Consider the following 25,104-nt stretch of genomic DNA (forward strand, 5'->3'; position numbering starts at 1 on the left):
CATGATTCTATACTTATTTACCATAATATGCTAAAATATGATTAATTGTTGCGTTCCTGCAACCTAATGTACGAAAAATAACATTAAATCAACAAAAAAGGAGTAATTATATTGATTTACAAGGTTTTATATCAAGATGAAAATAATTCTAACCCTAAACGTGAAGCAACTAAAACGATTTACTTAGAAGCTAAAACCGTTGCTGACGTTAGAACTAAACTTGAACAACACACAAAGTACAACATTGAATTCATTGAACCGCTCGAAGGGAAGCACCTTGAATTTGAAAAAAATGATCCCGGTTTTAAAATTACGGAGTTTAACTAGTTATGAAGAAATTAAACATCAAAAATAACGAAACTGCTATTTATGGTGTTGGTGGACTCGGAGAAATTGGTAAGAATACTTATGGTGTACAATTCCAGGATGAAATCATCTTAATTGATGCTGGAATCAAGTTCCCAGAAGATGATCAATTGGGAATTGACTATGTCATCCCAGATTATCAGTACTTAATTGATAATAAGGACAAAATTAAGGCACTTGTAATCACCCATGGTCATGAAGATCATATCGGTGGTGTGCCCTTTCTTTTAAAGGTTCTCAACGTTCCAATTTACGCTGGCCCGCTAGCATTAGCATTAATCAAAAACAAATTGGAAGAGCACGGCTTGTTAAAACAGGCTGAACTTCACGAGATTAATGATAAGTCAGTTTTAAAATTCAAAAAGACGAGTGTTTCTTTTTTTAGAACCACTCATTCGATACCAGATACAATGGGAGTCGCTGTTCATACGCCTGACGGTGTCATTGTGGAAACGGGAGATTATAAGTTCGATCTCACGCCTGTCACTAATCAGCCGCCTGATTTACAAGCCATGGCCAAACTGGGTGAGGAAGGTGTACTCTGTTTGATGGCTGACAGTACCAATGCCGAAAAGCCGGTCTGGACTAAGTCAGAAAAATGGGTTGGAAAATCCGTTCGTCATATTTTTGACGAAGTCAAGGGCCGTATTATTTTTGCTACCTTTGCTTCCAACCTCTCAAGAATTAAAACGGCTATTGATACGGCACTAGCTCATGATCGTAAAATTGCTGTATTTGGTAGAAGTATGGAAGCAGCCATTGTCAATGGTAGAAAGCTTGGTTATCTAGACGTTCCTGACAGTGCCTTCGTCGATGCTCAAGAGTTAAAGCACTTACCGGCAGATAAGGTTATGATCCTGTGTACCGGCTCTCAAGGTGAACCAATGGCTGCTTTGGCTCGAATTGCTAACGGAACTCACCGACAAATTTCCATTCAACCAGGTGATACGGTTGTCTTTTCAAGTAACCCAATTCCAGGTAACACATTAAGTGTCAACCGGGTCATTAATGAACTTGAAGAAGACGGCGCTAAAGTCATCCACGGTAAGATTAATAACATTCATACTTCTGGACACGGTGGCCAAGAAGAAGAAAAACTAATGCTTCGTTTAATGAAGCCAAAGTTCTTTGTTCCGATCCATGGTGAATACCGAATGTTAAAGATCCACACTAAACTTGCGCAAGAATGTGGAGTCCCTGCCGACCATTGTTTTATCCTAAAAAATGGCGAAGTACTTGCTTTAACAAAAGATAGTGCTCGTGTTGCTGGATACTTCAATGCTGGTGATGTTTATATTGATGGTAATGGTGTTGGAAATATTGGAGACAAAGTCCTAAGAGATCGTCAACTTCTTTCAGAAGAAGGTTTAGTAGTGGTGGTTGCTACCATCAACTTAAAGAACCAGGAAATCCAATCTGGTCCTGACCTTCTCTCACGTGGATTCGTTTATATGCGCGAATCAGGTGAATTACTTGATGAAGGACGAAAGTTAGTCTTTAGAACCATCCGTCGTGCCATGAAGAATAAAAATGCAGACGAAAAATCAATTAGTAAAGCAATTGTCAATGATTTATCAAACTTCTTATATGAAAAAACACAAAGAAGTCCCCTAATCTTGCCAATGCTAATCATGAACAATTAACAATAAGGGCTGAATCCAATTGTTTGGATTCAGCCCTTATTTTAGTCTCATATATTATTATTAGTCTTAATAACAAAAAGGTACGCTTAGTAAGCATACCTTTTTTAATTATTTATACTTGACGATTTTGTCAATTTCATCTAATTCATCTTGAGTAAAGTCAAGATTATCTAATGCCTTCAGGTTATCATCTAAATGATCGACTTTTGACGCACCAGTGACCACACTGGCAATCGTTGGATCGTGTAATAGCCATGCTAATGACATTTGGGCAAGTGTCTGGTCACGATTCTGTGCAATATCGTTTAATTTATTTAGTTTATTAACAGCACTTTCATCACCATTAGCCAAAATAAACTTGTTAGTCTTATGCAATTTAATGTTACTTGGAATCCCCTTTAGATACTTACTAGTCAAAAGGCCCTCTGCCAAAGGACCGTAAGCAATAAATCCATCATGATTATCTGCTAAGGTCTTAAGGGTCCCATCATCTTCCGGCTCTCGATTAAGCATATTATATGAACTCTGGTTAACTACAAACGGAGTCTTCAGTTCCTTAAACAATTTAATCATTTCAGCAGTTTGTTGGCCATCATAATTAGAAATTCCAATGTAAAGTGCTTTACCTGCACGAACTAATCCATCAAGGGCTTCAGCAGTCTCTTCTAATCGAGTATTAGGATCAAATCGATGGGTATAATAAAGATCCACATAATCAAGTCCCATTCTTTGAAGGCTTTGATCTAGCGCAGTAACGAGGGTCTTCTTTGAAGAATAGTTACCATAAACACCTGGCCACATATGAAATCCAGCTTTAGTGGTGATAATTAATTCATCACGGTAAGGCTTTAAATCGCGTCGATAAACTTGGCCAAACATTCTTTCAGCAGCACCTGAACCGGGCCCATAGTTATTAGCTAAATCAAAGCTAAAGATTCCCTTGTTGAAAGCATGGAGCATTACCTTTTCACTATCTTTAAAATTAGCATCGTCACCGAAGCTGTGCCACATTCCAAATGATAATGCGGGTAACTGCAGTCCCGTTGTTCCTGCACGTCTTACTTTCATATTATCGTAACGATCATCTTTTGCTCTAAATACCATTAGAATCCCTCCAAATTTATATTACTTAAACAATTTACTTGTTGATTGTTCGTTCTCAATTAATTTTAAGGCATCACCAATCAGCTTGCCAACTGAAACGATCACCATTTTGTCAACTCTCTTATTCTGTGGAACGACAATGGAATCGGAAACGATCACCTGTTTAATGGCTGGATCGGAAAGATTTTGTCTCGCTTCTTCAGTAAGAACAGGATGAGTAGCAACTACATAAACCGCTTTTGCTCCCGCATTCATAATCGCTTGAGCAGTGATTTTCATCTTCTCACCCGTCACAATCATATCATCAACAACAATTGCCTTTTTACCCTTTACATCACCAATAATCGTACTAGGAACCTGACTTAGATCCTCAGGATTTCGATTATCAACAATTGCAATCGGAAGGTTCAAGTAGCCAGCCATTCCTCGTGCCTTGGCGACACTATTATAATCGGGTGAAACCACAACGGCGTCATTACTAATATCATGTTCTTTTAGGTAATTACCCATTAACTCAAGTGACCGCAAGTGATCCACTGGGATATCAAAAAATCCCTGAATTTGTGCCGCATGCAAATCAAGAGTAATGACTCGATCTACCGCACTAGATTCAAGAAAAGTAGCAATTAATTTTGCAGTAATTGGTTCTCTTGAACGCGCTTTTCGGTCAGATCTTGAATATCCATAGTACGGGATTACCACGTTAATAGTATGGGGACTAGTTCTTCGAACCGCATCAATCATAATCATCAGTTCCATCAAATTATCATTAACAGGATCAGAAAGCGATTGAACGATGTACACATCATCTCCACGAATACTTTCATCAATTGAAATTTGAATTTCACCATCACTAAAATGATTGATGGTTGCTTTACCAAGGTCCATTCCACTATATTCAGAAATCTTTTCTGCTAACGGATGATTCGAATTCAACGCAAATATCTTTGCCGACTTTTTTTCTTTTTTTGTTTTCACCATCAAGTTTCCCCTCATAACCAACTAATTACTACCTACATTATAATCGAATTTAATTCATTTATCATTATTAAAATTTTGAGGGGTAATTCCCTGCATCCCAATCATGGGATCAATTGTATTTTCAATAATCTGATCCTCCGATAAAATAAAATCTGAGGGAGTTTTCTTTTTAAAAGTCGGTCTACCCTTTTTTGAATTTCCAATTACCTTTGGAGTAAACTCTTCGTCAATCACGTATTGTAACCGTTGCTTCAAAGTCGTTTTCCGATTAACCGATTCATTTTCAATACATTCTTCAAATGAATTTGGATCTCCAATCATAATCAACATTTTCGAAGCTCTAGTAACTGCAGTATACAATAAATTCCTTTTAAGCATCCTCTTATACTGAGGAACAATCGGTAAGATAACCATTTCGAACTCACTACCCTGAGCTTTATGAATCGAGGTACAGTAGGCAAGTGTTAACTGATTCCAGTCATTTCGAGTATAGGTAACCTCATTTTGATCAAACGCAATGACCAGTTTATCTAGATAATGCTTATTATCGCTATTAACTTCAATTCCAACGACTTTACCAATATCACCGTTAAAAATGTTATTCTCAGGGACATTTACAAGTTGAAGAACCTTATCGCCAATTCGATAAGTGGTTCCCCTAAAGTCAACTTCTTTCTGAGAGTCAGCCGTTTTAGGATTCATAATGTTTTGAATCTCAACGTTTAAACGATCAATCCCTGCAGTTCCACGATACATTGGAGCCAGTACTTGTACATCTGTAGAACTAAATCCTTTCGTTTTGGCCTTATTAACAATCTGCTTAATTACCGAATCAACTTGTTGGGTATTACAATTAATAAAGCTACGATCCCTTTGGTTTTTTAAAAGTGTTTTGGGCATCTCACCATTCTTGATATCATGGGCTAATTCTACAATGGTTGATCCGTCATTTTGACGGTGAATTTGGTTTAATTCCACGCTAGGAATTGTGTGAGAACGGAGTAAATCATAAAAAACCTGACCGGGACCAACCGACGGTAACTGATCTTTATCACCAACAAAGATCACCTTCATACCGTTTGGAACCGCCTGGCATAAAATTTTAAATAAGTCTGTATCCACCATCGACATTTCATCAACGATTAACAAACCACCCTCCAAATCATTGGCAGCTTCTTCATCGCCATGACCAGTAAGACCTAGCAAGCGATGAATGGTACTGGCAGGAATTTTAGTTGACTCACTCATTTTCTTGGCAGCTCGCCCAGTAGGAGCTGCTAATAATACCGGATATGCTTGTTCTTTATAGTCATTAATATCTAAAGATAAATCATTAGCTTTGGCAAACGTTCTAACAATTCCGTTGATAATAGTCGTTTTCCCAGTTCCAGGACCACCAGTAAGCAAAAATGCAGGGTTTATCATTGCTTCATTAATGGCTTTTTTCTGAGAGTCGTCATACTCAATTCCGACCTCACTCTCAACTTTGCCAATTATCTTAGAAAAATCATTAGGTTGATCCTCCCCCCTTTTGCCACCCTGTTCAATTCGCTTGATGTTTTCAGCAATGCGTATCTCGTCATCGTATAGATTTTTTAAATAAATTTTATCTTCATCAACGACAATTTTTTGGTCTTTAGCTAAATCATATAATTCTTCACCTAACTTCTTATCGTCAATACTCTTCGTTCGATCGGTTTCAAGAATTCGAGTGCTTTCTTGCATCAATTCTCTAGTGTCAGAATACGTATTACCACTTTTAATGGATAAAGAGTCAAGAGCTGTCAGTAATCCGGCACGCAACCGTCCTTTATCGTTGTAATCTACTCCAACCTTATTCGCAATTCGATCAGCACGCTTAAAGCTAATTCCAGAAATATCTTCAACGAGTTGGTAAGGATTATTCTTAATGACTTCTAAAGCCTGCTCTTTATACTTTTTAAAGATGGCAGAAGCTAAGCTACTGCCGAAGCCATAACTATTCAGCCCAACGATGGTTTGTTCAACCCCATTATTTTCGTGAATTGCTTTTGTAATTACATCCTTTTGCTTCTTGGTTAATCCAACTGAATTTAAAACCGCCTGGTTTTCTAAAACCTTCTCAATTAAATTCGTTCCCAATTTGCTAACAACTTTTTCGGCAGTCTTCGGCCCGATACCAGTAAATTCATCACCTGATAAATAATTAACCAAACCCTTTTTGGAAGTTTGACCAACCCGCTCGTAATTTTCAGCTTGAAATTGCTTTCCATACTTAGGATGGTCAACCAACTTCCCAATAAAACGATAAGTGACATCATCACTAATATCCGCAAAGTTACCAGTGATAACAATTTCATCTTCATGCCAATCTACATTGGTTTCATTAACCTTTACCAGCAAAACTTTGTAGAAACTATCTGAACTTTCAAAAAAAGTTGTCTGAACTTGTCCCTTCACAAATGGTTGCTCGTTTTGAGATGAATTATTCAATTTTTCGTTCGTTTGAAATAAATCCATGGATTCAGACAATTATTTTCTCCTATTTTTTGGAATCATTTGGTTTCGAGTCATCAGGGTGCTCATTTTTTTGTTTATTTAATTGAACGACTTTTTCAATGTCTTTTATCTGACTTTGTTTGGCATCAAAATTTTTCTTATCGTACTTTTCGGCTTTCTTGAAATAATCATCAAATGGTTCACCAATCACCATCGCAATTAATCCCCGATCGAAATTAGCTTTCCCATCATTTGGATTACTTTTTAGAACTCGATCGTAAAAATCGGCTGCTTGATCGAAATCACCAAGTGCCATTAGGCACTCCCCCATCATTCGATTAATTTCAGAATCTTGCTTTGCTAATTCTTGAGCCGTTAATAAAAACACTAAAGCTCTCTTATAGTCCTTTTTCCCCATATAACTTTGAGCCAACATCACGTAAGCGTCTTTTTTTAACTCAGGATCATTCACCTGCTGAAACTGTTGAATGGCTTTTTCATATTCACCAGCAGAATAATATACGTTACCTAAACCATATAACAGCGTGCTTTTTGCTTTTTTATTTGAATCGCCAAATAAACCCAAAGCCTTCATTAATAACTCTTCAGCCTGGGTATAACTTTTAAGCTCAACTAAAAACACACTTAAATCATAGTAAGTTCGGTAGTCCTTGGGGTGATCATCAATATCTTTTACTAACTTATGAAGTGTTTCTTCCGCTTGCTTTTGACGGGGATCTTCCGTTGGTTTATTTTCTCGTCCATTATCTGTCATAGCCATCCTCCTATTACACTAAATCTGATTTTTCAACTTTCCTGTCTAAATAACTGGTGTTATTCCAATCCACCAATCGATACGTTTTTCCATGATTACTAGTTTCAATAACGGTAGTACTTGTATTAGCCAATCCACCACGCTTACGTAAGTCTCTCAGAGGGATTCCTAATAATGAATTAATCAAAGCATTTAGAGCTGCTCCATGACTAACAATTAAAATATTATCGTTACTATTGTAATTTTGCGTAATTTCACCAATTTTACTTTGCATTCGTTTAATTAATGCAGGGAAATCCTCCCCACCAATTGCTTCAGGACGATATTGATCTGGATGGTTACGAAAGGCATCAAATTCTTCTGGGAATTTCTTTTGCACATCAGTAAATTTCATTCCTTCCATCTTACCGAGATGAAACTCTTCCAAGCGACTGTCCAGTGAAATGGAGACTGGAGATTTTAACCATTTTTGAATATGGAAAGCGGTAATTCGTGCTCTTTTGATAGGGCTTGCATAAATATGTGCAAATTGAACACCCGAAAGAAATTTACCCGCTTGATCCATTTCATGGTAACTTTCGTCAAGAAGCGGTGAATCACCTCCGGCACCTTGATACCTACTTTCAAGATTCCATTCGGTCTTCCCATGTCTCACAAAATAAAGTCTCATTTAAATCCCTCACACACATTGATATAGCTTTATTATGCCAGTTTAGAATTAAATTATCAAAAAAGTCCGACTCAAAACGAGTCGAACTTTGTTTAAATATTATACATATTGTAGTTCATGATCATTTTTAAACGCGGCATCAATCGTTGCGGTTCCTAAACATTCTTGACCGTCATAAAAAACCACTGCCTGTCCGGGAGTAATTGACCGAACTGGTTCATCAAAAGTTACCTTAACATGATTATTATCGTCATCAATATGAACGGTAACCCCAGTATCCTTTTGACGATACCTAAACTTAGCCGTGCAGTGAAAATCATTTCCTCGCGTATTGGAATCAATCCAAGAAAGACCAGAAGCAGTTAAATAATCAGCATATAAATGTTCATTGTCATAACCCTTTCCAACGTACAGAATATTCTTAGAAAGATCCTTACCAACAACAAACCAAGGTCGATTATCATAACCATCTCCACCAATACCGAGACCTTTCCTCTGACCAATTGTATAATACATCAGCCCATTATGATGACCCTTAACTTCACCATCAAAGGTCATCATTTTACCTGGTTTAGCAGGAAGGTATTTGCTAAGAAAATTATTAAAGTTGTTTGGACCAATGAAACAAACTCCCATTGAATCCTTTTTGTCGGCTACCCAAAGGTTAGCTTCTTTAGCAATTTTTCTAACCTCAGGTTTAGTCATTCCACCAACTGGAAACATTACTCGATCCAATTGATCCGCTGAAAGTTGACTTAAAAAGTAAGTTTGATCTTTATTAAGATCTGTGGAACGTAATAAGTGGTTGTGTCCTTCTTTATCACGTTTCAACTGAGCATAATGCCCCATTGCAATATAATCGGCACCAAGATCCATTGCATACTCGAGAAAAGCTTTGTACTTAATCTCAGTATTACAAATTACATCAGGATTAGGAGTACGTCCGCGTTTGTATTCCGCTAAGAAATACTTGAAGACTCGGTCCCAATACTCATGTTCAAAGTTAACAGAATAATATGGGATGCCGATTTCGTTAGCAACATGAGCAACGTCCTTGTAGTCTTCAGTAGCGGTACAAACACCATCAGCATCGGTGTCATCCCAGTTCTTCATGAAGACTCCAACAACATCGTATCCCTGTTGTTTTAAGAGGTAGGCGGCAACTGAAGAGTCAACACCACCACTCATACCAACAACAACACGTGTTTTACTGTTATCTTGCATAACATCACCATCATTCTTTAGATTCTGAAAATCTACGATTTGAAGGTCGCAATTCCAGTATTTACTATCATACTCTACTAACTAACATTCCTGCAACTTTTCACTCTTCTACACTTTTTGGAATACTTTTCTTAAAATCATATTCTGCATAATGAAATTAAACTGATCACGTTCTTCTTGATGATTATCATTAGAAAAGATATCCACATCACTCATTTCATTACCATCAACGACTGCCATCTTAAATTCACTCATATCAGAATTAATTGTAATCTTAAGCTTGATCGCCCTTTTATTGAATGGAGACTCTGGGTCAATGGATTTCTTATAGGAAAAATTACCACTTTTAGTGGTGTTAAAACCAAGGTCAAGTAAAGTGTATTGTTTGATTTCTGGGTTTAACTCATATTTGTCAGTTCCACCCTTTAACTGGACTACCTTTGAAAATGCCATTACTTCTTGTTTCCCTTCTTCAAGCGATGAACAATCGCCGTAATCTCAGTAACTAATTTTTGAATGTCTTCATCAGTGGTATATGCCCCAAAACTAACTCGAATGGATTCTGAAAGTCTAGGACTATCTTTTCCAAACATTGCAGTTAAAACATGAGAAGGTTCTAAACTACCAGCGGTACATGCTGATCCACCCGACACGGCAATCCCCGCTAAATCTAAATTAGTCTGCATAACATAGGTAGAAATTCCTTTGATCCAAATGTTTAAGACATGTGGCAGGGTATTATCACTCATCGATCCGTTTACGTCGATGTCAATCCCGTTATTAGTTAATCCATCAACCACTTCGCGCTTAAATCGCCTAAAATCTTCTCTTCGTTGCTTTTTCTTTTCACTAGGAAGGTTTCTAACAGCCGTAGCAAATCCTGATATTTGGGGAATATTTTCGGTTCCAGCACGTCGTTTGTCTTCCTGATCGCCACCCATAATATAACTGGTAAAATTAATTCCATTTCGTCGATACAAAAAACCAATCATTTTTGGACCATTTAACTTATGAGCCGATGTAGATAGTAAATCAATATGATCCCTTTTGACATCAATATCAAGTAGACCATAGGCTTGCACAGCATCCGTATGAAACCAAGCCTGATGATCTTTAAGTAGTTCCCCAATTTCGTGAATCGGATTCTTACTACCCACTTCATTATTTCCCATCATGATTGAAACCAAAATCGTGTCATCATCAAGCGCATTCTTCAGATCAGTTAAAGAAATATTACCTTGCTTGTCAACCGGCAAATAAGTAACTCTAAATCCATGATCTTCTAAATATTTCATTGGTTTTAAAATTGCTTCGTGTTCAATCGAAGTTGTAATAATGTGATTACCAAGACTCTTTCGAGCCTCAGCTGTTCTAATTACTGCCGTGTTATCACTTTCGGTTCCACCACTTGTAAATACGATTTCGTTATCGTCCGCATTAATACTTTTAGCAATCACATGTCGACTATCTTCCAAAATTTCTTTGGATTGTCTCCCAAGCTGATATAGAGTTGAAGCATTTCCAAAATTGTTTTTAAACTTATCATACATATCATCCAGCACTTCGCTGGAGACTGGTGTGGTTGCGGCGTTATCTAAATAGATCTCACCCAATTAAATCATCCCTCTAAGCTTCTTTAGTATTCTTAAATAAATTTAATAGCATCTGTGCCGAACGTTTCCCGGCGTCAACAACAAACTCGTCAAAACTCTGATTAGCGTTTTCATCACCAACATCTGACATCGCTCTAATAACGACGTACGGAATATTAAACTGGTGGGCAACTTGTCCTACTGCGGCGCCTTCCATCTCAGCCGATAAGGCATCTGGAAAATTTTTCAGAATTTCATTGATCATTTTTTGTCCAGCAATGAATTGATCTCCGGTAACAATCAAACCCTTTTTAGGGTTAATTCCGGTATCTTTTGAAGCATCGGTAATTTTATTAATCCAAGTGTTAGAAGCGTCAAATCGAGCTGGCTGACCGGGTAATTGACCGTATTCATATCCTGCAGCAGTAGCATCAACGTCATGATAAGCAGTTTGAGTAGAGATTACTAAGTCCCCAACGCTCAGTCCTTCCCCAATGCCAGCTGCTGATCCAGAATGAATGATTACATCAACATCAAAATTCTCAAGTAAAAGGGCCGCTGTAATTCCTGCTTCAACTTTGCCAATCCCGGATTTTACTAAGACAACTTTTTGACCATCGATGGTCCCTTCATAAAACTTGATGCCATTAATATCTTTTTCTCTCTCATTTTTTAATGCTGATTTTAAAGATTTAATTTCTTCATCCATTGCACAAATAATTCCAAATGTTTTCATTTTCCCAAATTCTCCTAAATTATCCAACGAATCTCATAATTGCTAGCACGAGCACAATTAATAACAATAATAATAATATAACGACATTCAATCTTCTTCCGAGTCGTTTACGTTTGTACTCAGAAGCATCTTGTCTTTCTCTTTCATATGAGTTCGGTTGATCGGTATAATAATTCCCCGAAGATTCATCGGATTGACCCTTATTAGCACGATGAAACAATCGGTCAAACCAGCTTCGCTTTTTCAAACGGGCATGCCGAGTCTCTTGATTTTCTGATTCATTATCATAACGAGTACGGGGATCTCTTCTCCCGCTATCACCATACATGCGCTGATACTCAGATCTAGTCATTTCAGACCGATCTTTTTCCCTATCATTAACTACCATATATTGACCGCCTATTTCTGCATCAATTCCCAGTATTGGATTGCCATAATTGTCTTAGCATCAATGATTTTGCCACTTTTCATCATTTGTTTGGCTTCATCTAGCGTATACTCATTAATTTCTAAAAATTCACCAGGATCTCTAGGTAACTTTGTCTTCACTGGGGTTAATCCCTCCACTAAGTACAAATACATATACTCATCAGAAATTCCAACTGATGGATAAAATGAATAAAGCTCTTTAATTTCCTTAGCGTTATATCGAACTTCTTCATTTAATTCCCTTTTAACGGCATGAATCGGTGAATCATTGTCGCGATCATCCAATTTACCTGCAGGGATTTCAATCATCACTTGTTTTGCTGGGGCGCGCCATTGTTTCTCTAAAATCATTTTATTGTCTGAGGTGATTGCAAGCATTGCTACTGATTTACAGTGGTGAATAATCTCTCTAGAGGCCAGGTGTCCATTTGGAAGCTTAACTTGCTGTTCTTCTACTTGAGCAATTGGTCCATTATAAACCGGTTTACTACTAATTACTTTTTCTTCAAAATCCATAATAATCACCTTCCAAAAATAGTTTAACCATAATATAACCCCAATGCAATTGCTTTAATCTTGATGTAAAACCACCTTAGCAGCCTGAAAGCCGTGTTGTCCCATGGCTTTCACAAAATCAACTTGATCACCGGGCTTAATTTGCTTTGGATTTCCAGAAATAATCCCAGTAATATGCATGAAAATGTCATCAGAATTAGGAACCTCAATGTACCCAAATCCCTTATCCCTTTCGTAACTTTTAATCGTACCTTTCATTTCGTTTTACCCCTTTGTTAATAAAAAATCGGGATCAAATCCCGATTCCATTACTTTTCTTCAAATCCGTCTGTTGCTGTTTCTGGAAACTCTTCTTTAACAATCTTAGCACAACGACCACAGAACTCTGGGTAATCTGGGTCAGAACCAACATCCTGCTTAATGAGACGACAACGAACACAGGTCTCACCTTTGGCATGCTCTACTTTAATTGCTAAGTTATCATCAAATCGATCCGCATCCGAGTCAACTTCATCAATTGATTTAACCTCTAATTGAGAAACCATCAAGATTTGAGCAATATCCACGCCTAAATCGTTAAAAAGCTTCTTAGTTGCATCATCAACATACAAAGTCAATTTAGCTTCAGACGGCTTACCAATGACTTTACCATCTCGAGCCAGTTCCATGGCTTTCAACACGTTCTTTCTCAACTTCATAAATTGATCCCACTGATGACTAATTTCATCTTCATTGTCAAAGTGCTTAACTTCTGGCATTTCAGCCAACTGAACAAATTCTTCTGGTTCATTTAAGAAATTCCAAATTTCCTCGGTCGTGTGGGGGATGATTGGAGTCATTAATTTCGTTAAAGCAACTAGGACCTCGTATAAAACCGTTTGCATTGAACGGCGTCTGTGACCATTCTTAGGATCAATGTACAAAATATCTTTTGCAAAATCCAAGTAGAAAGCCGACAAATCACTAGTAATAAATGACAGTAACTCCTTGTTAATACTCATGAAATCGTACTTGTTGTAGTCATCTTTAACGTTTTTAATTAATTGATTCAAGCGAAGCATCATGTACTGATCAGCATGGTTCATGTCTTCATACTTAACCGAATCTGATTCTGAATCAAAATCACTTGTATTAGCTAACATATACCGAATTGTATTTCTGATCTTTTTATAACTATCAGAAACGACCTTAAAATTACCCATTGATACCCGCACGTCAGCTGAAGTATCAACAGTGGTAACCCACAAACGAACAATGTCAGCTCCCATTTGCTTGATAACATCACTTGGGGCGATCGTATTTCCAAGTGATTTACTCATTTTGTGACCTTTTTTATCCAGGGTAAATCCTTGTGATAAAACATGTTTGTAAGGTGCAATGTCGGCATAGGCAACACTTGTAATCAGACTAGAGTTAAACCAACCACGGTATTGATCGGATCCTTCAACAACGAGATCAGATGGATACGTCAATTCAGGGCGTTCAGCCAAAACGCCCTGATGAGAAGTACCAGAATCGAACCAAACATCCATAATGTCATTTTCTTTGGTAAACTTACCATTTGGTGAATGCTCACTAGTAAATCCGTCTGGTAAAAGATCATTGGCTTCCCTTTCAAACCAAATATCGGAGCCATATTTACCAAACAAACTAGCAACGTGTTCAATCGTCTCATCAGTAATGATTGGTTCTCCATCTTCACCATAGAAAATTGGTAGTGGAACTCCCCAAACTCGCTGTCTAGAAATGACCCAGTCACTACGATCACGAATCATGTTATAGAGTCGCTTTTGGCCCCAATCAGGGTTAAATCCAACCGTATCGACGGCATCCAAGATTTCTTTTCTAATCTTATCAACTGAGGCAAACCACTGTGGGGTAGCACGATAAATGACCGGCTTTTTGGTTCGCCAGTCAAAGGGATAACTATGTTTATAAGGCATGTAATGAATTAACTGTCCCTGTTTTTTTAACTTATCCAAAGCAATTTGGTTAGCATCCTCATAAAAGACACCTTCAAAATCAGGACCAGCTTCTTTAGTGAGGTATCCTTTAGCATCTACAGGAGCAAATACATCTAAACCGTATTCCATCCCAATGTTATAGTCGTCCTCACCAAATCCAGGAGCAGTGTGAACTAACCCAGTTCCGGAGTCATTAGTAACAAAATCGCCGTTCATTACAACCAGTTGACGGTCTTTATCAAACGGATGTTGGGCTTTAATGTTGTTTAAATCCTTTCCTTTGACCGTCTTTAAGGTTTTGATGTCTTCCCATCCGAACATTTCTGCGTCTTTATCAAGTAAATCGGTTCCGATAACATATTTTTTCGGGTCATCATCGTGTTGAATAATCGAATAGTTAAAGTCGGGTTCAACGGTAATTCCCTCAGAACCAGGAATCGTCCAGGGCGTCGTAGTCCAGACAACCATATAAGTATCATCATCTAAAATTCCATTTCCATCAATCACTTTTTCAGCAAAAAATGCCGACGGAGAAGTCACATCATGATACTCAACTTCTGCTTCCGCTAGTGCGGATTCCGATGACCAAGACCAAATTACCGGCTTAAGTCCTTTATAAATCAAGCCTCGATCAGCCATTTTACCAAAAACACGTACTTCAGCCGCTTCATATTCGGGCATTAAAGTAAGGTATGGATTATCCCAGTCCGCTGAAACACCTAAACGTTTGAATTCATCACGCTGTTGGTCAACTTGTTTTAAGGCATAATCGTGACAAAGTTTACGAAAATCATTCGTAGACATCTCTTTGCGATTATAGCCCTTCTTTTTAAGTTGCTGTTCAATTGGTAGTCCATGAGTATCCCATCCCGGAACATAAGGAGCACGGTATCCATTCATGGATTTAAATCGAACAATAATGTCTTTGGTGATTTTATTCATGGCGTGTCCCATATGGATATCACCATTAGCATACGGAGGTCCATCGTGTAATACAAACGATGGTTTGCCTTCATTCAGTTTTTGCCGTTGTTGATAAAGTTGATTATCTTCCCATACTTTTTCCCGTTCAACCTCTTTAACGGGAAGATTTCCTCTCATTTTAAACTTAGTTTTACCCAAGTTTAGCGTATCCTTAATTCTCATAGTATCCTCCTCAAAATAAAAAGACCTCGCCCTAATAGGGACGAAGTCTTCGTGGTACCACCCAAATTCAAAATTAACAACCGTTAATTTTCTCATTGCATCATAGACTATTAACGAAGTGATCTTTTGCTAATAATTACTTTTTTAGGCTCACACCAACCCTAATTCGCTGAAAAGACCATTAGCAACTTTCTATCTTCAATCTATCATTATTTATGTAGCTTATCATTGGGATAAATTTCAACTGTCGGATCCGTGTATGGTCCTGAAACCGACTCTACAACAAATTGATCACCCTTTGAAGAATCATTACTAGATGAGTTTACACTGCCAATAGCCTGCTTGTCAAGATTCTTCACAGCATCTTGAATCTCATCATAATTGCTAAAATTACTTGAATCGAGTAATTTATTCCAATCTTCACTCTGGGCAAAGTCTAACTGACTTTTAAGCATTCCAATCATCTTTTGACGGAAATCCTTCACACTATTTCTAAAATCATCAGTCGCAATCGAAAGACTTTGAGCCTGTTTCGAAGTGTTACCCATGATTTCATTTGATTGAGCAGTAGCTTCAGTTAAAATAGAATCGGCTTGCTCTTGAGCCTTTTGTTTGATTTCATTTGCATCACTTTCTGCGTCCTTTTTAACCTTATCAGCTGCTTCTTGGGCAACTAAAATCGATTGGTTCAAAGAATTTTTTAAATCATCATAGTAAGTGAGGTCTTTTTTGGTTTTCTTTAATGATCTTTTAAGCTCCTCATTCTCATCTTGCAGAATTTGGTAATCTTTAGTGAGTTGATCTAAAAAGTCATTGACTTCATCAATGCTGTATCCCCTCATTTTTAGTGAAAACTTTTTATCATGAATATCTTGAGCCGTTAGCGTCATAATATCCCTCCTCATTTATTTTTTATTACGTTTAATTCAGCTTTTAATTTTCCCTTTTTCGAGTGGCCATTGTATCCCACTACCTTTATTCTACCGTATCCTCTGACAGAAATCATATCAGAAACTTTAATTTCATAATTTGATTTAGTAAACTCAAACCAATTTAAGCGAACTTTTTCATGCTCGATCAGACTCTTAGCCATACTTCTAGAGATATGAAAACCAATCGAAATAACAACGTCTAAACGAAATGATGGTAAAGTAACAAAATCTACTATCCAGTCATCTTTTTGCTGAACAATTTGACTAAAATTAATTTGGCTTAAATCAACCTTTACTTTACCAATACGATCAACTGATCTTATCAAATACTTAGCCATTTCATTCTCACAAATAAATTGCCAACGTTCCCCATCAGTTAGAATATCACCAAGAACCTTACGTTCAATCCCACTCCCAATTAAACTTCCAAGAACTTGATTGTGATGGATAGACGCAAATTTTTCAGGATATTGAATCTCAATTAGTGATAATTCATAATCATCAAACTTCGGCACAAAATAGTCTGGATAAATCAGACCTCGTTTCATCTCAGCATTTTGATATCCACCAAACGTCAACAGCTTCAAACTAGGATAACGATTTACCAAAGTCTGAAGTAAATAGCACTCCCTTGAGTTGAGAAAACTAGTAAGAACTGGACGATACTCAGAATTCGCACTATCAATCCAATCACTTGCAGTTTGAAGGAACGGTAATTCGGATTTTCTAAAATGTTGTTCAATATTTTTTTCAACACCCATTTTATGCGACCAAACTTATGATAATATTTCCAATGTAGGTTACCCCAAACTGTAAAAGTTGAAGTACAACTAAGGCCAATATTGGCCCAAATCCTAACATCCCAATGTGAGCAAAATTAAAGTAATCTAAAAAGGGATTCACGATCCGACCCAAAAACTGGCCAAATCGAGATTGTGAGGCACCTGGAAACCATGTCAGTAAAGCATCGATTACGATTGCCAACATATAAATCTGAATTGCATAATTAATAATCTGTGCAATCCAAGTAATTACCATTACCAATTAAATCATCCTAACCTACTATTGAACTTTTCGTCCATTGCGCCATCAATATCAAAATTGTTAGGAGCACAGAGAAAAATTTTCTCATCAATTCGTCTTATTTTTCCATCAATAGCGTAAATAGTCCCATTTAAAAAATCAACGATTCTTTTGACGGACTCATTACTAACCCCGTCCATTTTAACAATTACAGCATTCCCACCAATTAATTTACTGGCAATACTTTTTGCGTCAGCATAAATTCGGGGTTCCATAACAGCAATTTTACTATTAGAAATATCACTTTTACTCATTGATACGACCTTACGCGGATTATTTTTTACAGATCGAACGCTATCAACATTATTTTGGTTTGAGTCGTCGTCTTCATAAGTCTCGTTATTATCATCGAGACCAAAAAAACGCTTAAAATTATATGACATTACTAGCTCCTCTCCGAATACTATTGCTTATTATTTCGGTTCCGATATCTGAAGAATGGAGGGACATTATCATTGTCGTTTCCACTATCATTATTATTTGAATCAGAATTATTTCCAGCTTCAAATGGTTCAAAGTCTTGCTTTTCCACGTTCGAAAACTTGTCATTATCTGATGAATCAGCATTTCTAACTTCGTTTTGGTTATCACTAATGTCCCAGTTGTGAAGCGGATCATCATTACTAGAATCAGCTGAATTATCTTTAGTAGCATTATCAGTCTTGGGACTAGCAAAGGTACTCGAACGATTCTTCCTAGTTAGTGCTGGGCTAGCAGAACGGTCTGGATCCCCAGTCTGAATTCCAGTAGCAACTACTGAAACTTTAACTTCATCCCCCATGTTTTCATCGATCGAAGTTCCAAAGAAGATATTAACATCATTTGACGTTGCATCAGATACGATATTAGCTGCATCTTGTGCCTCAGCAAGTGATAACTCTGGTCCAGCAGTTACATTCAGCAAAACTTGTTGAGCTCCGTCGATTGAAACTTCCAATAATGGTGAATTAATGGCCTTTTTAGTTGCTTCTTCAGTTCGGTTTTCACCGGTTGCTGCACCCACTCCCATAAGAGCGGATCCTTGATTCTGCATTACACTTGTTACATCAGCAAAATCCAGATTAACAACCCCGGGACTAGTAATTAAATCAGTGATTCCTTGAACACCCTGACGTAAGACATCATCGGCATCCTTAAAGGCTTCCATCATTGGAGTCTTTTTATCCACCATATCTAGTAAACGATTATTTGAAACCACCACTAAAGTATCAACGTTTTGCTTAAGGGCTTCAATTCCTTCAGTAGCGTTATGATCACGTTTTGGTCCCTCAAAAACGAAGGGACGAGTCACAACTCCAACTGTCAACGCACCAGCATCTTTAGCAATTTTGGCAACAATCGGAGCTGCCCCAGTTCCAGTTCCTCCGCCCATTCCTGACGTAACAAACACCATGTCAGCATCGTGTAAGGCATCAGTAATGGCTTCTTCACTTTCTTCAGCTGCTTTTGATCCAACTTCTGGGTTTGATCCAGCTCCTAATCCTTTGGTGAGCTTGGGTCCAAGATTAATCTTAGTTTCTGCTTTAGAACTTCCTAAAGCTTGTAGGTCGGTGTTAGCGGCAATAAATTCGACTCCTTTAACGCCCTCTTCGATCATTCGATTAACGGCGTTTCCACCACCGCCACCAACTCCAATGACCTTAATTGTTGCACCATTATTTTTATTTGCATCCATTGAATAGTCCATATTTTATCAATACCCCCGCGTTACTCGAAAAAGTGGTGTACAATGCCACTTAATTTTTCGCCTAAATTCTTATCACTCTTTGGTTTCTTTTCACGTTTTTGTTTTGCAGTTTTATTCTGACGTTTTTGCTTAAAGGGAATGGATCCAGATACGCTTGGTTTAGATTGAGGTTCAACTTCTCTGGCATTTCCGTTGTCATTATAGGCGAATTCACCATGGTCAAATGCTGAACGTACTAACCGTTCAATTTGACTTAAATTACCACCATAATTAACTAATGATAATGCTAACGATAGTGAGGGATGTCTTAAACCAATTTGGTCGGGAATATAAACCCTGACATTAACACCAAAGGTATTAGCGGCTAATTCAGCAATCCCTGGCATAGAAGCTACTCCACCGGTTAGCACAATCCCACCAGGAAGACTTAATGCCTCAACTCCATCAAGATCATCTTTGAGTCTACCAAAGATTTGATCGATTCGTGCTTCGATAATTTCAGCTAATAATTTCTCACTTACATTAACTGGTTGTCCTTGGCCAACAACTTCGACTGGAAACTCATTATCTTCACTAGCTTGATCAACATCAGCATATCCATATCCACGCTTCAACTTTTCAGCGTTAGCGGCAGAAGTGTTTAATACTGAAGAAATATCTTTAGTTATGTATTGTCCACCCTCAAGATCAACATTGGCGTACTTGAGTTCAAAGTCATGAATAACCGCAACTGTTGATTGTCCTCCACCTAGGTCAATCAATATTGTTCCAAACTCTTGCTCTGATTCACTTAAAATATATTTTCCTTCAGCCTGGGGATCGACAACCAATGCCTCAATATTCAAGCCAGCATTAGTAACGGCTTTTTTAATATTATGAATAATAGTCTTAGGCCCACTAATCATTCGGCCATTCATTTTCAGACGATTTCCAACCATGCCCCGTGGATCTTGGATACCGTCAAAGCCGTCCACCATGAATTCATCTGGAGTTAGATCGATCACTTCACGTTCAGGTGGAAGGTTGGTGTCAATAGCAGACTCAGAAACGTCAACAACATCATCGTTTGTGATTTCCTCAGACTGGTCGGGGAGTTCAATCATCCCAGAACATTTATCAATTTTAATCTGATCAGCTGGGATGCCCACAATTACATTGCTAATTTTGACACTTGCCTTTTCTTCAGCCTGACTAACGGCCCGCTCAATAGCATTTGAAGCCTTATCAATATCAACAATAACTCCACGACTAACACCAGTTGATTTTTCATTACCAACTCCGATTACATTCATTTGACCATTAGCTTTTTCAGCCACAATCACTTTAATCGAAGTAGTTCCAATATCTAAACCAATGTACAAATTTGAATCGTTCATTATCTGGAACCTCCATATAAGGTCTATTGAAACAAATTATCCAATATACCATAATCTCACTTAATTTTAACACACATGATGAACGTTAATAAAGAGCTCTCATTCCCCCAAAGGATAGGAATATGCTCCCACTTCCATGTTAACCACGCTCTTTTGTTTCAGGCTCTTCGCAATTGCAGGATAGTAAGCCATCTTATCTGCCATAGTACTGATTTTGACGTAAATCTCATTTCCATCTTTCATCAAAATTTGAATCCGCTCCGGATTGCTTTTAGTATTAGCATTTTTTAACTCTTTAATCTGATTCCTAATTGATGGACTAATCTTTTTGTATTGCTTTAACACATTTCTAATTTCATTTCCTGGCTTAAATCCAGAAACAGTGCAGATATTGTTAGGATCATCAATTTTAACTGCTTCGCTGGAAACATGACCTGACGGATAGACTGGATAATACTTCCCAGCTTTAAAAATGTACTCCGGATTCGAATATCCATCTACACTTACCATCAATTGATTATGCTTTTTAAAAGAAAAATCAACGTGCTTAACCTGCGCATTATGAGTTAACACGTACTTTTGGGCCTTAGCTTTGTTTCTCTTTACCATTAGCAACGAATCTCCAACTCGAAATGGTATCTGATCTTTAATATTCTCGCCCTTTAACTGATGATTGGTTTGAATGTTAATCGATGAAACCCGACTGTATGGCAGTACCAAATAGAGCGAAACTAAAGCTACTACTATAAACAATAATAAGATTGGCAAAAATCCTCTAATTAATTGTTTGCGTTGTTGCTTTCTAATCCCAGGAATTTTGTGTCCAACTCGATACCGACTATTCTTCCTTTGTTTTCTCTCCTGGTACTTCTCCAACCGACCTGATGAATTGGAATCATTATCGCTAGTTTTCATTAAGATCACCCGTTAAGCTTTTTTATGATGCTTCTCAATTGCCTGCTCACAAACGCCTAAAAGTTTGTCAGCGGCATCACGAACTCCCATATCATATGAGTTAGTAGCCATTTGCTTTCTTAATTCAGTGTTATGCATTAAAGAATCGACTTTTGTCACTAAAGATTGCCCATTCAAATCTTTTTCAGTCAAAATCATCGCGGCATTATTTTTTACGAGACTCATCGCGTTCTTAGTTTGATGATCCGCGGTAACATAGGGACTTGGAATTAAAATGGCCGGAATCCCAATGGCAGTTATTTCTGCAATACTAGTGGCACCAGCACGTCCAACAATTAAATCAACTTTAGGCAGAACCGCTGGCATATTTGAAATATAAGGTAAAACGGCGATATTGTCGTTAATTTTAACGTTTTTTAAATCATTTTTAACACCTTGATATCGCTTCTGGCCGGTAACAAAAACAACTTGGTATTTTCGTCGGTCAAATTCAGGGATCGCTTCTACCGTTGATGAATTAATTTTTAGTGCTCCCTGGCTTCCACCAAATATCAACACCGTTGGAACATCATCTTTTAAACCAAACTCACTCCACTTAAAATCGCTTTTCATATTAGCCACCTGCTGCGCCCGTGGATTGCCAGTGAAAATAACTTTATTTTCGGGAAACTGTTTTCGAGCATCGTCAAAAGCAATGGCAATTTCATCTACATAACGACTCAAAAAGCGATTAGTGAGACCAACAACACTATTTTGCTCATGAATAACGGTTGGAATTCCTAACTTAGCTGCAGCATATACTACGGCTCCACAAACATACCCACCGGTGCCAACCACAACATCAGGTTTAAACTTTTTAATGATTTTTTTTGATTCTTGGACGCTTTTTAAAAACAACCAAATCGTTTTAAAATTATACAGACTAAACAACTTCCGTTTGAATCCTTGAATTTTTAAGGCATCAAATTTTATTCCCTTTTCTGGAACAATTTTACCTTCCAATCCGCGATCGGACCCAACGTACAAAACCTCTGAATGAGGCTTTTGAGCTTTTAACGCGTCAATTAGGGCAAGTGCTGGATAGATATGTCCACCAGTTCCTCCCCCGGATACAATCATTCTCATTATTTAGTCTCCTTTTTACCAGTTAACTTCTCTACATCTTTGATGAATTCATTCCCACGATCACGATAAGTTGCAAATTGATCCCAACTTGCGTTAGCCGGTGACAGCAATATGATATCACCTGGTTTACTCATCTTAACCGCCTCTGGTACGGCTTCATCAAGGTCTTTAACTTTTTTAATTTGTGGAACACCGGCTTTTTTGGCAGCATCTTCTAACAAGTCAGCGGTTTCACCAAATAAAACAATTCCCGCTAAATTAGATTTAAAATCAGGAACCAGTTTATCAAAAGTATAGCCACGATCTAATCCACCTGCTAACAAAACGATCGGTTCATCAAATCCTCTTAGAGCCATTTGGGTGGCCTCAATGTCGGTTGCCTTAGAATCGTTATAGAACTCACGATCGTCAGCAGTTAAAACGTATTGAACACGATGTCTAACTCCACCAAAATTCTTTAATACTGAAACAATCGCTTCAGTAGAGATTTTATACAGTTTAGCTACCGCAATTGCGGCTAAGGCATTTTGAACGTTTTGTTCACCCGGAACCCGAATGTCTTTTTTGTGCATAATAAATTCATCTTTAAAGTAAATATCGCCATTAGAAACGTAGGCTCCATTTTTGTACTTATCAGTGAGTGAAAATGGAACGATTTGAGCTTTACTACGCTTGCTTAATTCTCGCCATTCAGCACTATCAAAATTCATGACAAGAAAATCATCTTTGGTTTGATTTTTAGTAATCTGCATCTTAGCATTTACGTAATTTTCACGTGTTTTGTGGTAATCCAAATGGTTGGAAAAAATATTAGTAATGACAGCAATATGCGGATGAAGTTTAGGAGTCCCCAGTAACATAAAACTCGAAATTTCTAATACTAAGACATCATTCTTATTAACTTCTTGAGCTACCTTGGTGGCAGGAATTCCAATATTTCCACCATCTAGGGCCCTTCCATCTCTTTTGCCCGCTTGCAACATTTTAGTAATCATGGTGGTAGTGGTGGTTTTTCCGTTACTACCCGTGACCCCAACAATCGGAGCATCTGAGATTTCTGCTGCAAGTTCCAATTCCACAATGATCGGAATGTTTTTATCTTGAGCGGCTTTAACCAAATCATTATCGTATGGAATGCCAGGATTTTTGACCATTAGATCAATTCCATCTAATAGGGAAAGAGGTGATTTACCTGCTACTACTCTTACACCATCTGCTTTTAATTCATCATATTCTTTAATTTGATCAGCTGGTTTTGCATCAGTTAAAGTGACATTTGCTCCCAGCTTAACCAATAGTTTAGCAGCATTGGTTCCACTCATGCCAGCCCCAAAAACTAAAATATTTTTATCTTTATAATTGTCCACGTTTTTCATAATTAAAATTAAGCTCCCTAAAAATTAAATCATTGTAATAACGCCAGTGATCGCAGTAAACAAACCTACTAGCCAAAAGACAATATCAATCTTCCATTCACTCCAGCCCATCAACTCAAAGGTATGATGAATGGGAGTCATCTTAAAAATTCTTTTTCCAGTTAGTTTAAATGATGTAACTTGTAAGATGACACTGGCAGTTTCAACAACGAATACTAATCCAACCCATAATAACGAAAGTTCATGGTGAAGCAAAATTGAAACGGCAGCTAAAGCACCACCCAATGCTAGGGAACCCATGTCACCCATAAAGATCTTGGCAGGCTTGTGATTAAAAAGCAGAAATGCGATAAGCGCACCTGCAACTGCCATGCAAAAAATTTCAACCTCAAACTGGTGTTGGAAATGAGCGACAACGGCATAAGCTCCAAAAGCTATAATTGATAATCCACTTACCAATCCATCCAATCCATCCGTGAGGTTAACGGCGTTAGAAAAGCCCGCAAGCCAAAAAATGATAAACAAAACATAGAAATACCCTAATGGAATCTCGCCGAGGTTAAAAAAGCGAATTGACATTGGAAATCCATCAGCATAGTAAACCCAAGCAAATACCAGTGCTCCAATGACTTGAAGCAAGAACTTTTGCCAAGCTTTGAATCCTTCATTTTGACGCTTAAAAAGTTTAATTGAGTCATCCCACATCCCAATTAGTCCATAAAAAACAAGAACAAAGATTAGGATGAGTAACGTTGACTTCAATTGGCTAACTACTAATCCATAGATCAAGCACGTAATGACGATTGCAATTATGAAACCTAATCCTCCCATTGTGGGTGTTCCACTCTTACTTTCATGCCAGCTGGGACCTTCCTCCCTGATCATCTGACCTTCATGCTTTGATCTAAAATAACTTATTAATACTGGCGTTAGTCCCAGTGTAATAATAAATCCTCCAATTAGTGGAATTAACCAATCCATCACTT

General features: G+C 37.7%; 25 protein-coding genes. 2 read left to right on the top strand and 23 right to left on the bottom strand.

What is annotated here, in order from left to right:
• The first annotated feature begins 111 nt into the window (after positions 1-111).
• Together AC6UDA_RS04540 and rnjA are read left to right on the top strand one after the other, a co-directional pair.
• On the top strand, positions 112-327 hold the full coding sequence (locus AC6UDA_RS04540) for a DNA-directed RNA polymerase subunit epsilon (RefSeq protein WP_500693910.1): 216 nt from the start codon (positions 112-114) through the stop codon (positions 325-327).
• A 2-nt stretch (positions 328-329) separates the two neighbouring features.
• Positions 330-2,009 carry a ribonuclease J1 gene (gene rnjA / locus AC6UDA_RS04545; RefSeq protein WP_500693911.1) on the top strand — a complete coding sequence of 560 codons (1,680 nt, stop codon included), beginning with the start codon at positions 330-332 and terminating at the stop codon, positions 2,007-2,009.
• Between the two features lie 108 nt (positions 2,010-2,117).
• Here the strand turns inward: rnjA and AC6UDA_RS04550 are convergent, their stop codons facing one another.
• The 23 genes from AC6UDA_RS04550 to mraY form a co-directional block, all read right to left on the bottom strand.
• A complete protein-coding gene (locus tag AC6UDA_RS04550; protein WP_500711106.1) occupies positions 2,118-3,113 on the bottom strand; it encodes an aldo/keto reductase in 996 nt (331 codons plus the stop codon).
• A 21-nt stretch (positions 3,114-3,134) separates the two neighbouring features.
• Positions 3,135-4,094 carry a ribose-phosphate diphosphokinase gene (locus tag AC6UDA_RS04555; protein WP_500711108.1) on the bottom strand — a complete coding sequence of 320 codons (960 nt, stop codon included), beginning with the start codon at positions 4,092-4,094 and terminating at the stop codon, positions 3,135-3,137.
• Positions 4,095-4,148: 54 nt separating this feature from the next.
• Positions 4,149-6,605, bottom strand: coding sequence for an SF1B family DNA helicase RecD2 (gene recD2 / locus AC6UDA_RS04560; RefSeq protein ID WP_500711110.1), 2,457 nt, complete (start codon positions 6,603-6,605; stop codon positions 4,149-4,151).
• 10 nt (positions 6,606-6,615) lie between these two features.
• Complete coding sequence (locus AC6UDA_RS04565) at positions 6,616-7,347, bottom strand: tetratricopeptide repeat protein (protein ID WP_500693915.1); 732 nt, start codon at positions 7,345-7,347, stop codon at positions 6,616-6,618.
• A gap of 13 nt (positions 7,348-7,360) precedes the next feature.
• A complete protein-coding gene (locus AC6UDA_RS04570; protein WP_500711112.1) occupies positions 7,361-8,017 on the bottom strand; it encodes a histidine phosphatase family protein in 657 nt (218 codons plus the stop codon).
• A 99-nt stretch (positions 8,018-8,116) separates the two neighbouring features.
• Positions 8,117-9,241 carry a tRNA 2-thiouridine(34) synthase MnmA gene (mnmA, locus tag AC6UDA_RS04575; protein ID WP_500693917.1) on the bottom strand — a complete coding sequence of 375 codons (1,125 nt, stop codon included), beginning with the start codon at positions 9,239-9,241 and terminating at the stop codon, positions 8,117-8,119.
• Positions 9,242-9,349: 108 nt separating this feature from the next.
• Positions 9,350-9,694, bottom strand: coding sequence for a DUF1831 domain-containing protein (locus AC6UDA_RS04580; protein ID WP_500711114.1), 345 nt, complete (start codon positions 9,692-9,694; stop codon positions 9,350-9,352).
• Positions 9,694-10,854 carry a cysteine desulfurase family protein gene (locus tag AC6UDA_RS04585; RefSeq protein ID WP_500701165.1) on the bottom strand — a complete coding sequence of 387 codons (1,161 nt, stop codon included), beginning with the start codon at positions 10,852-10,854 and terminating at the stop codon, positions 9,694-9,696. The genes AC6UDA_RS04580 and AC6UDA_RS04585 overlap by 1 nt, the downstream gene beginning before the upstream one ends.
• Positions 10,855-10,867: 13 nt before the next feature.
• On the bottom strand, positions 10,868-11,569 hold the full coding sequence (locus AC6UDA_RS04590; RefSeq protein WP_500701166.1) for a 5'-methylthioadenosine/adenosylhomocysteine nucleosidase: 702 nt from the start codon (positions 11,567-11,569) through the stop codon (positions 10,868-10,870).
• A gap of 19 nt (positions 11,570-11,588) precedes the next feature.
• Positions 11,589-11,957 carry a hypothetical protein gene (locus AC6UDA_RS04595; RefSeq protein ID WP_500699385.1) on the bottom strand — a complete coding sequence of 123 codons (369 nt, stop codon included), beginning with the start codon at positions 11,955-11,957 and terminating at the stop codon, positions 11,589-11,591.
• Between the two features lie 11 nt (positions 11,958-11,968).
• Positions 11,969-12,514, bottom strand: a complete 546-nt coding sequence (locus AC6UDA_RS04600; protein WP_500711116.1) for an NUDIX domain-containing protein — start codon at positions 12,512-12,514, stop codon at positions 11,969-11,971.
• A 54-nt stretch (positions 12,515-12,568) separates the two neighbouring features.
• Positions 12,569-12,772 (bottom strand): cold-shock protein, encoded by a 204-nt coding sequence (locus AC6UDA_RS04605; protein WP_500693923.1) that lies wholly within the window; start codon positions 12,770-12,772, stop codon positions 12,569-12,571.
• Between the two features lie 50 nt (positions 12,773-12,822).
• A complete protein-coding gene (gene ileS, locus AC6UDA_RS04610) occupies positions 12,823-15,624 on the bottom strand; it encodes an isoleucine--tRNA ligase (RefSeq protein WP_500711118.1) in 2,802 nt (933 codons plus the stop codon).
• A gap of 209 nt (positions 15,625-15,833) precedes the next feature.
• Entirely contained in the window at positions 15,834-16,514 is a 681-nt protein-coding gene (locus AC6UDA_RS04615; protein WP_500693925.1) for a DivIVA domain-containing protein, read from the bottom strand.
• Between the two features lie 11 nt (positions 16,515-16,525).
• Complete coding sequence (locus AC6UDA_RS04620; protein WP_500711121.1) at positions 16,526-17,317, bottom strand: YlmH family RNA-binding protein; 792 nt, start codon at positions 17,315-17,317, stop codon at positions 16,526-16,528.
• Position 17,318: 1 nt separating this feature from the next.
• Positions 17,319-17,594 (bottom strand): YggT family protein, encoded by a 276-nt coding sequence (locus AC6UDA_RS04625; protein WP_500693965.1) that lies wholly within the window; start codon positions 17,592-17,594, stop codon positions 17,319-17,321.
• Between the two features lie 11 nt (positions 17,595-17,605).
• Complete coding sequence (locus tag AC6UDA_RS04630) at positions 17,606-18,022, bottom strand: cell division protein SepF (RefSeq protein WP_500693927.1); 417 nt, start codon at positions 18,020-18,022, stop codon at positions 17,606-17,608.
• A gap of 20 nt (positions 18,023-18,042) precedes the next feature.
• Positions 18,043-19,326, bottom strand: a complete 1,284-nt coding sequence (gene ftsZ, locus AC6UDA_RS04635; RefSeq protein WP_500706367.1) for a cell division protein FtsZ — start codon at positions 19,324-19,326, stop codon at positions 18,043-18,045.
• A 20-nt stretch (positions 19,327-19,346) separates the two neighbouring features.
• On the bottom strand, positions 19,347-20,702 hold the full coding sequence (gene ftsA / locus AC6UDA_RS04640; protein WP_500706365.1) for a cell division protein FtsA: 1,356 nt from the start codon (positions 20,700-20,702) through the stop codon (positions 19,347-19,349).
• A gap of 99 nt (positions 20,703-20,801) precedes the next feature.
• Positions 20,802-21,617: a cell division protein FtsQ/DivIB gene (locus tag AC6UDA_RS04645; protein WP_500706364.1), complete on the bottom strand. Its 816-nt coding sequence runs from the start codon at positions 21,615-21,617 to the stop codon at positions 20,802-20,804.
• A gap of 12 nt (positions 21,618-21,629) precedes the next feature.
• A complete protein-coding gene (gene murG / locus AC6UDA_RS04650; RefSeq protein WP_500701172.1) occupies positions 21,630-22,742 on the bottom strand; it encodes an undecaprenyldiphospho-muramoylpentapeptide beta-N-acetylglucosaminyltransferase in 1,113 nt (370 codons plus the stop codon).
• Entirely contained in the window at positions 22,742-24,118 is a 1,377-nt protein-coding gene (gene murD, locus AC6UDA_RS04655; RefSeq protein WP_500706362.1) for a UDP-N-acetylmuramoyl-L-alanine--D-glutamate ligase, read from the bottom strand. The genes murG and murD overlap by 1 nt, the downstream gene beginning before the upstream one ends.
• 24 nt (positions 24,119-24,142) lie before the next feature.
• Positions 24,143-25,099, bottom strand: coding sequence for a phospho-N-acetylmuramoyl-pentapeptide-transferase (gene mraY, locus AC6UDA_RS04660; protein ID WP_500701174.1), 957 nt, complete (start codon positions 25,097-25,099; stop codon positions 24,143-24,145).
• Between the last annotated feature and the right edge of the window lie 5 nt (positions 25,100-25,104).

The sequence above is a fragment of the Fructilactobacillus sp. X8R4C1 genome (genome assembly GCF_059900905.1).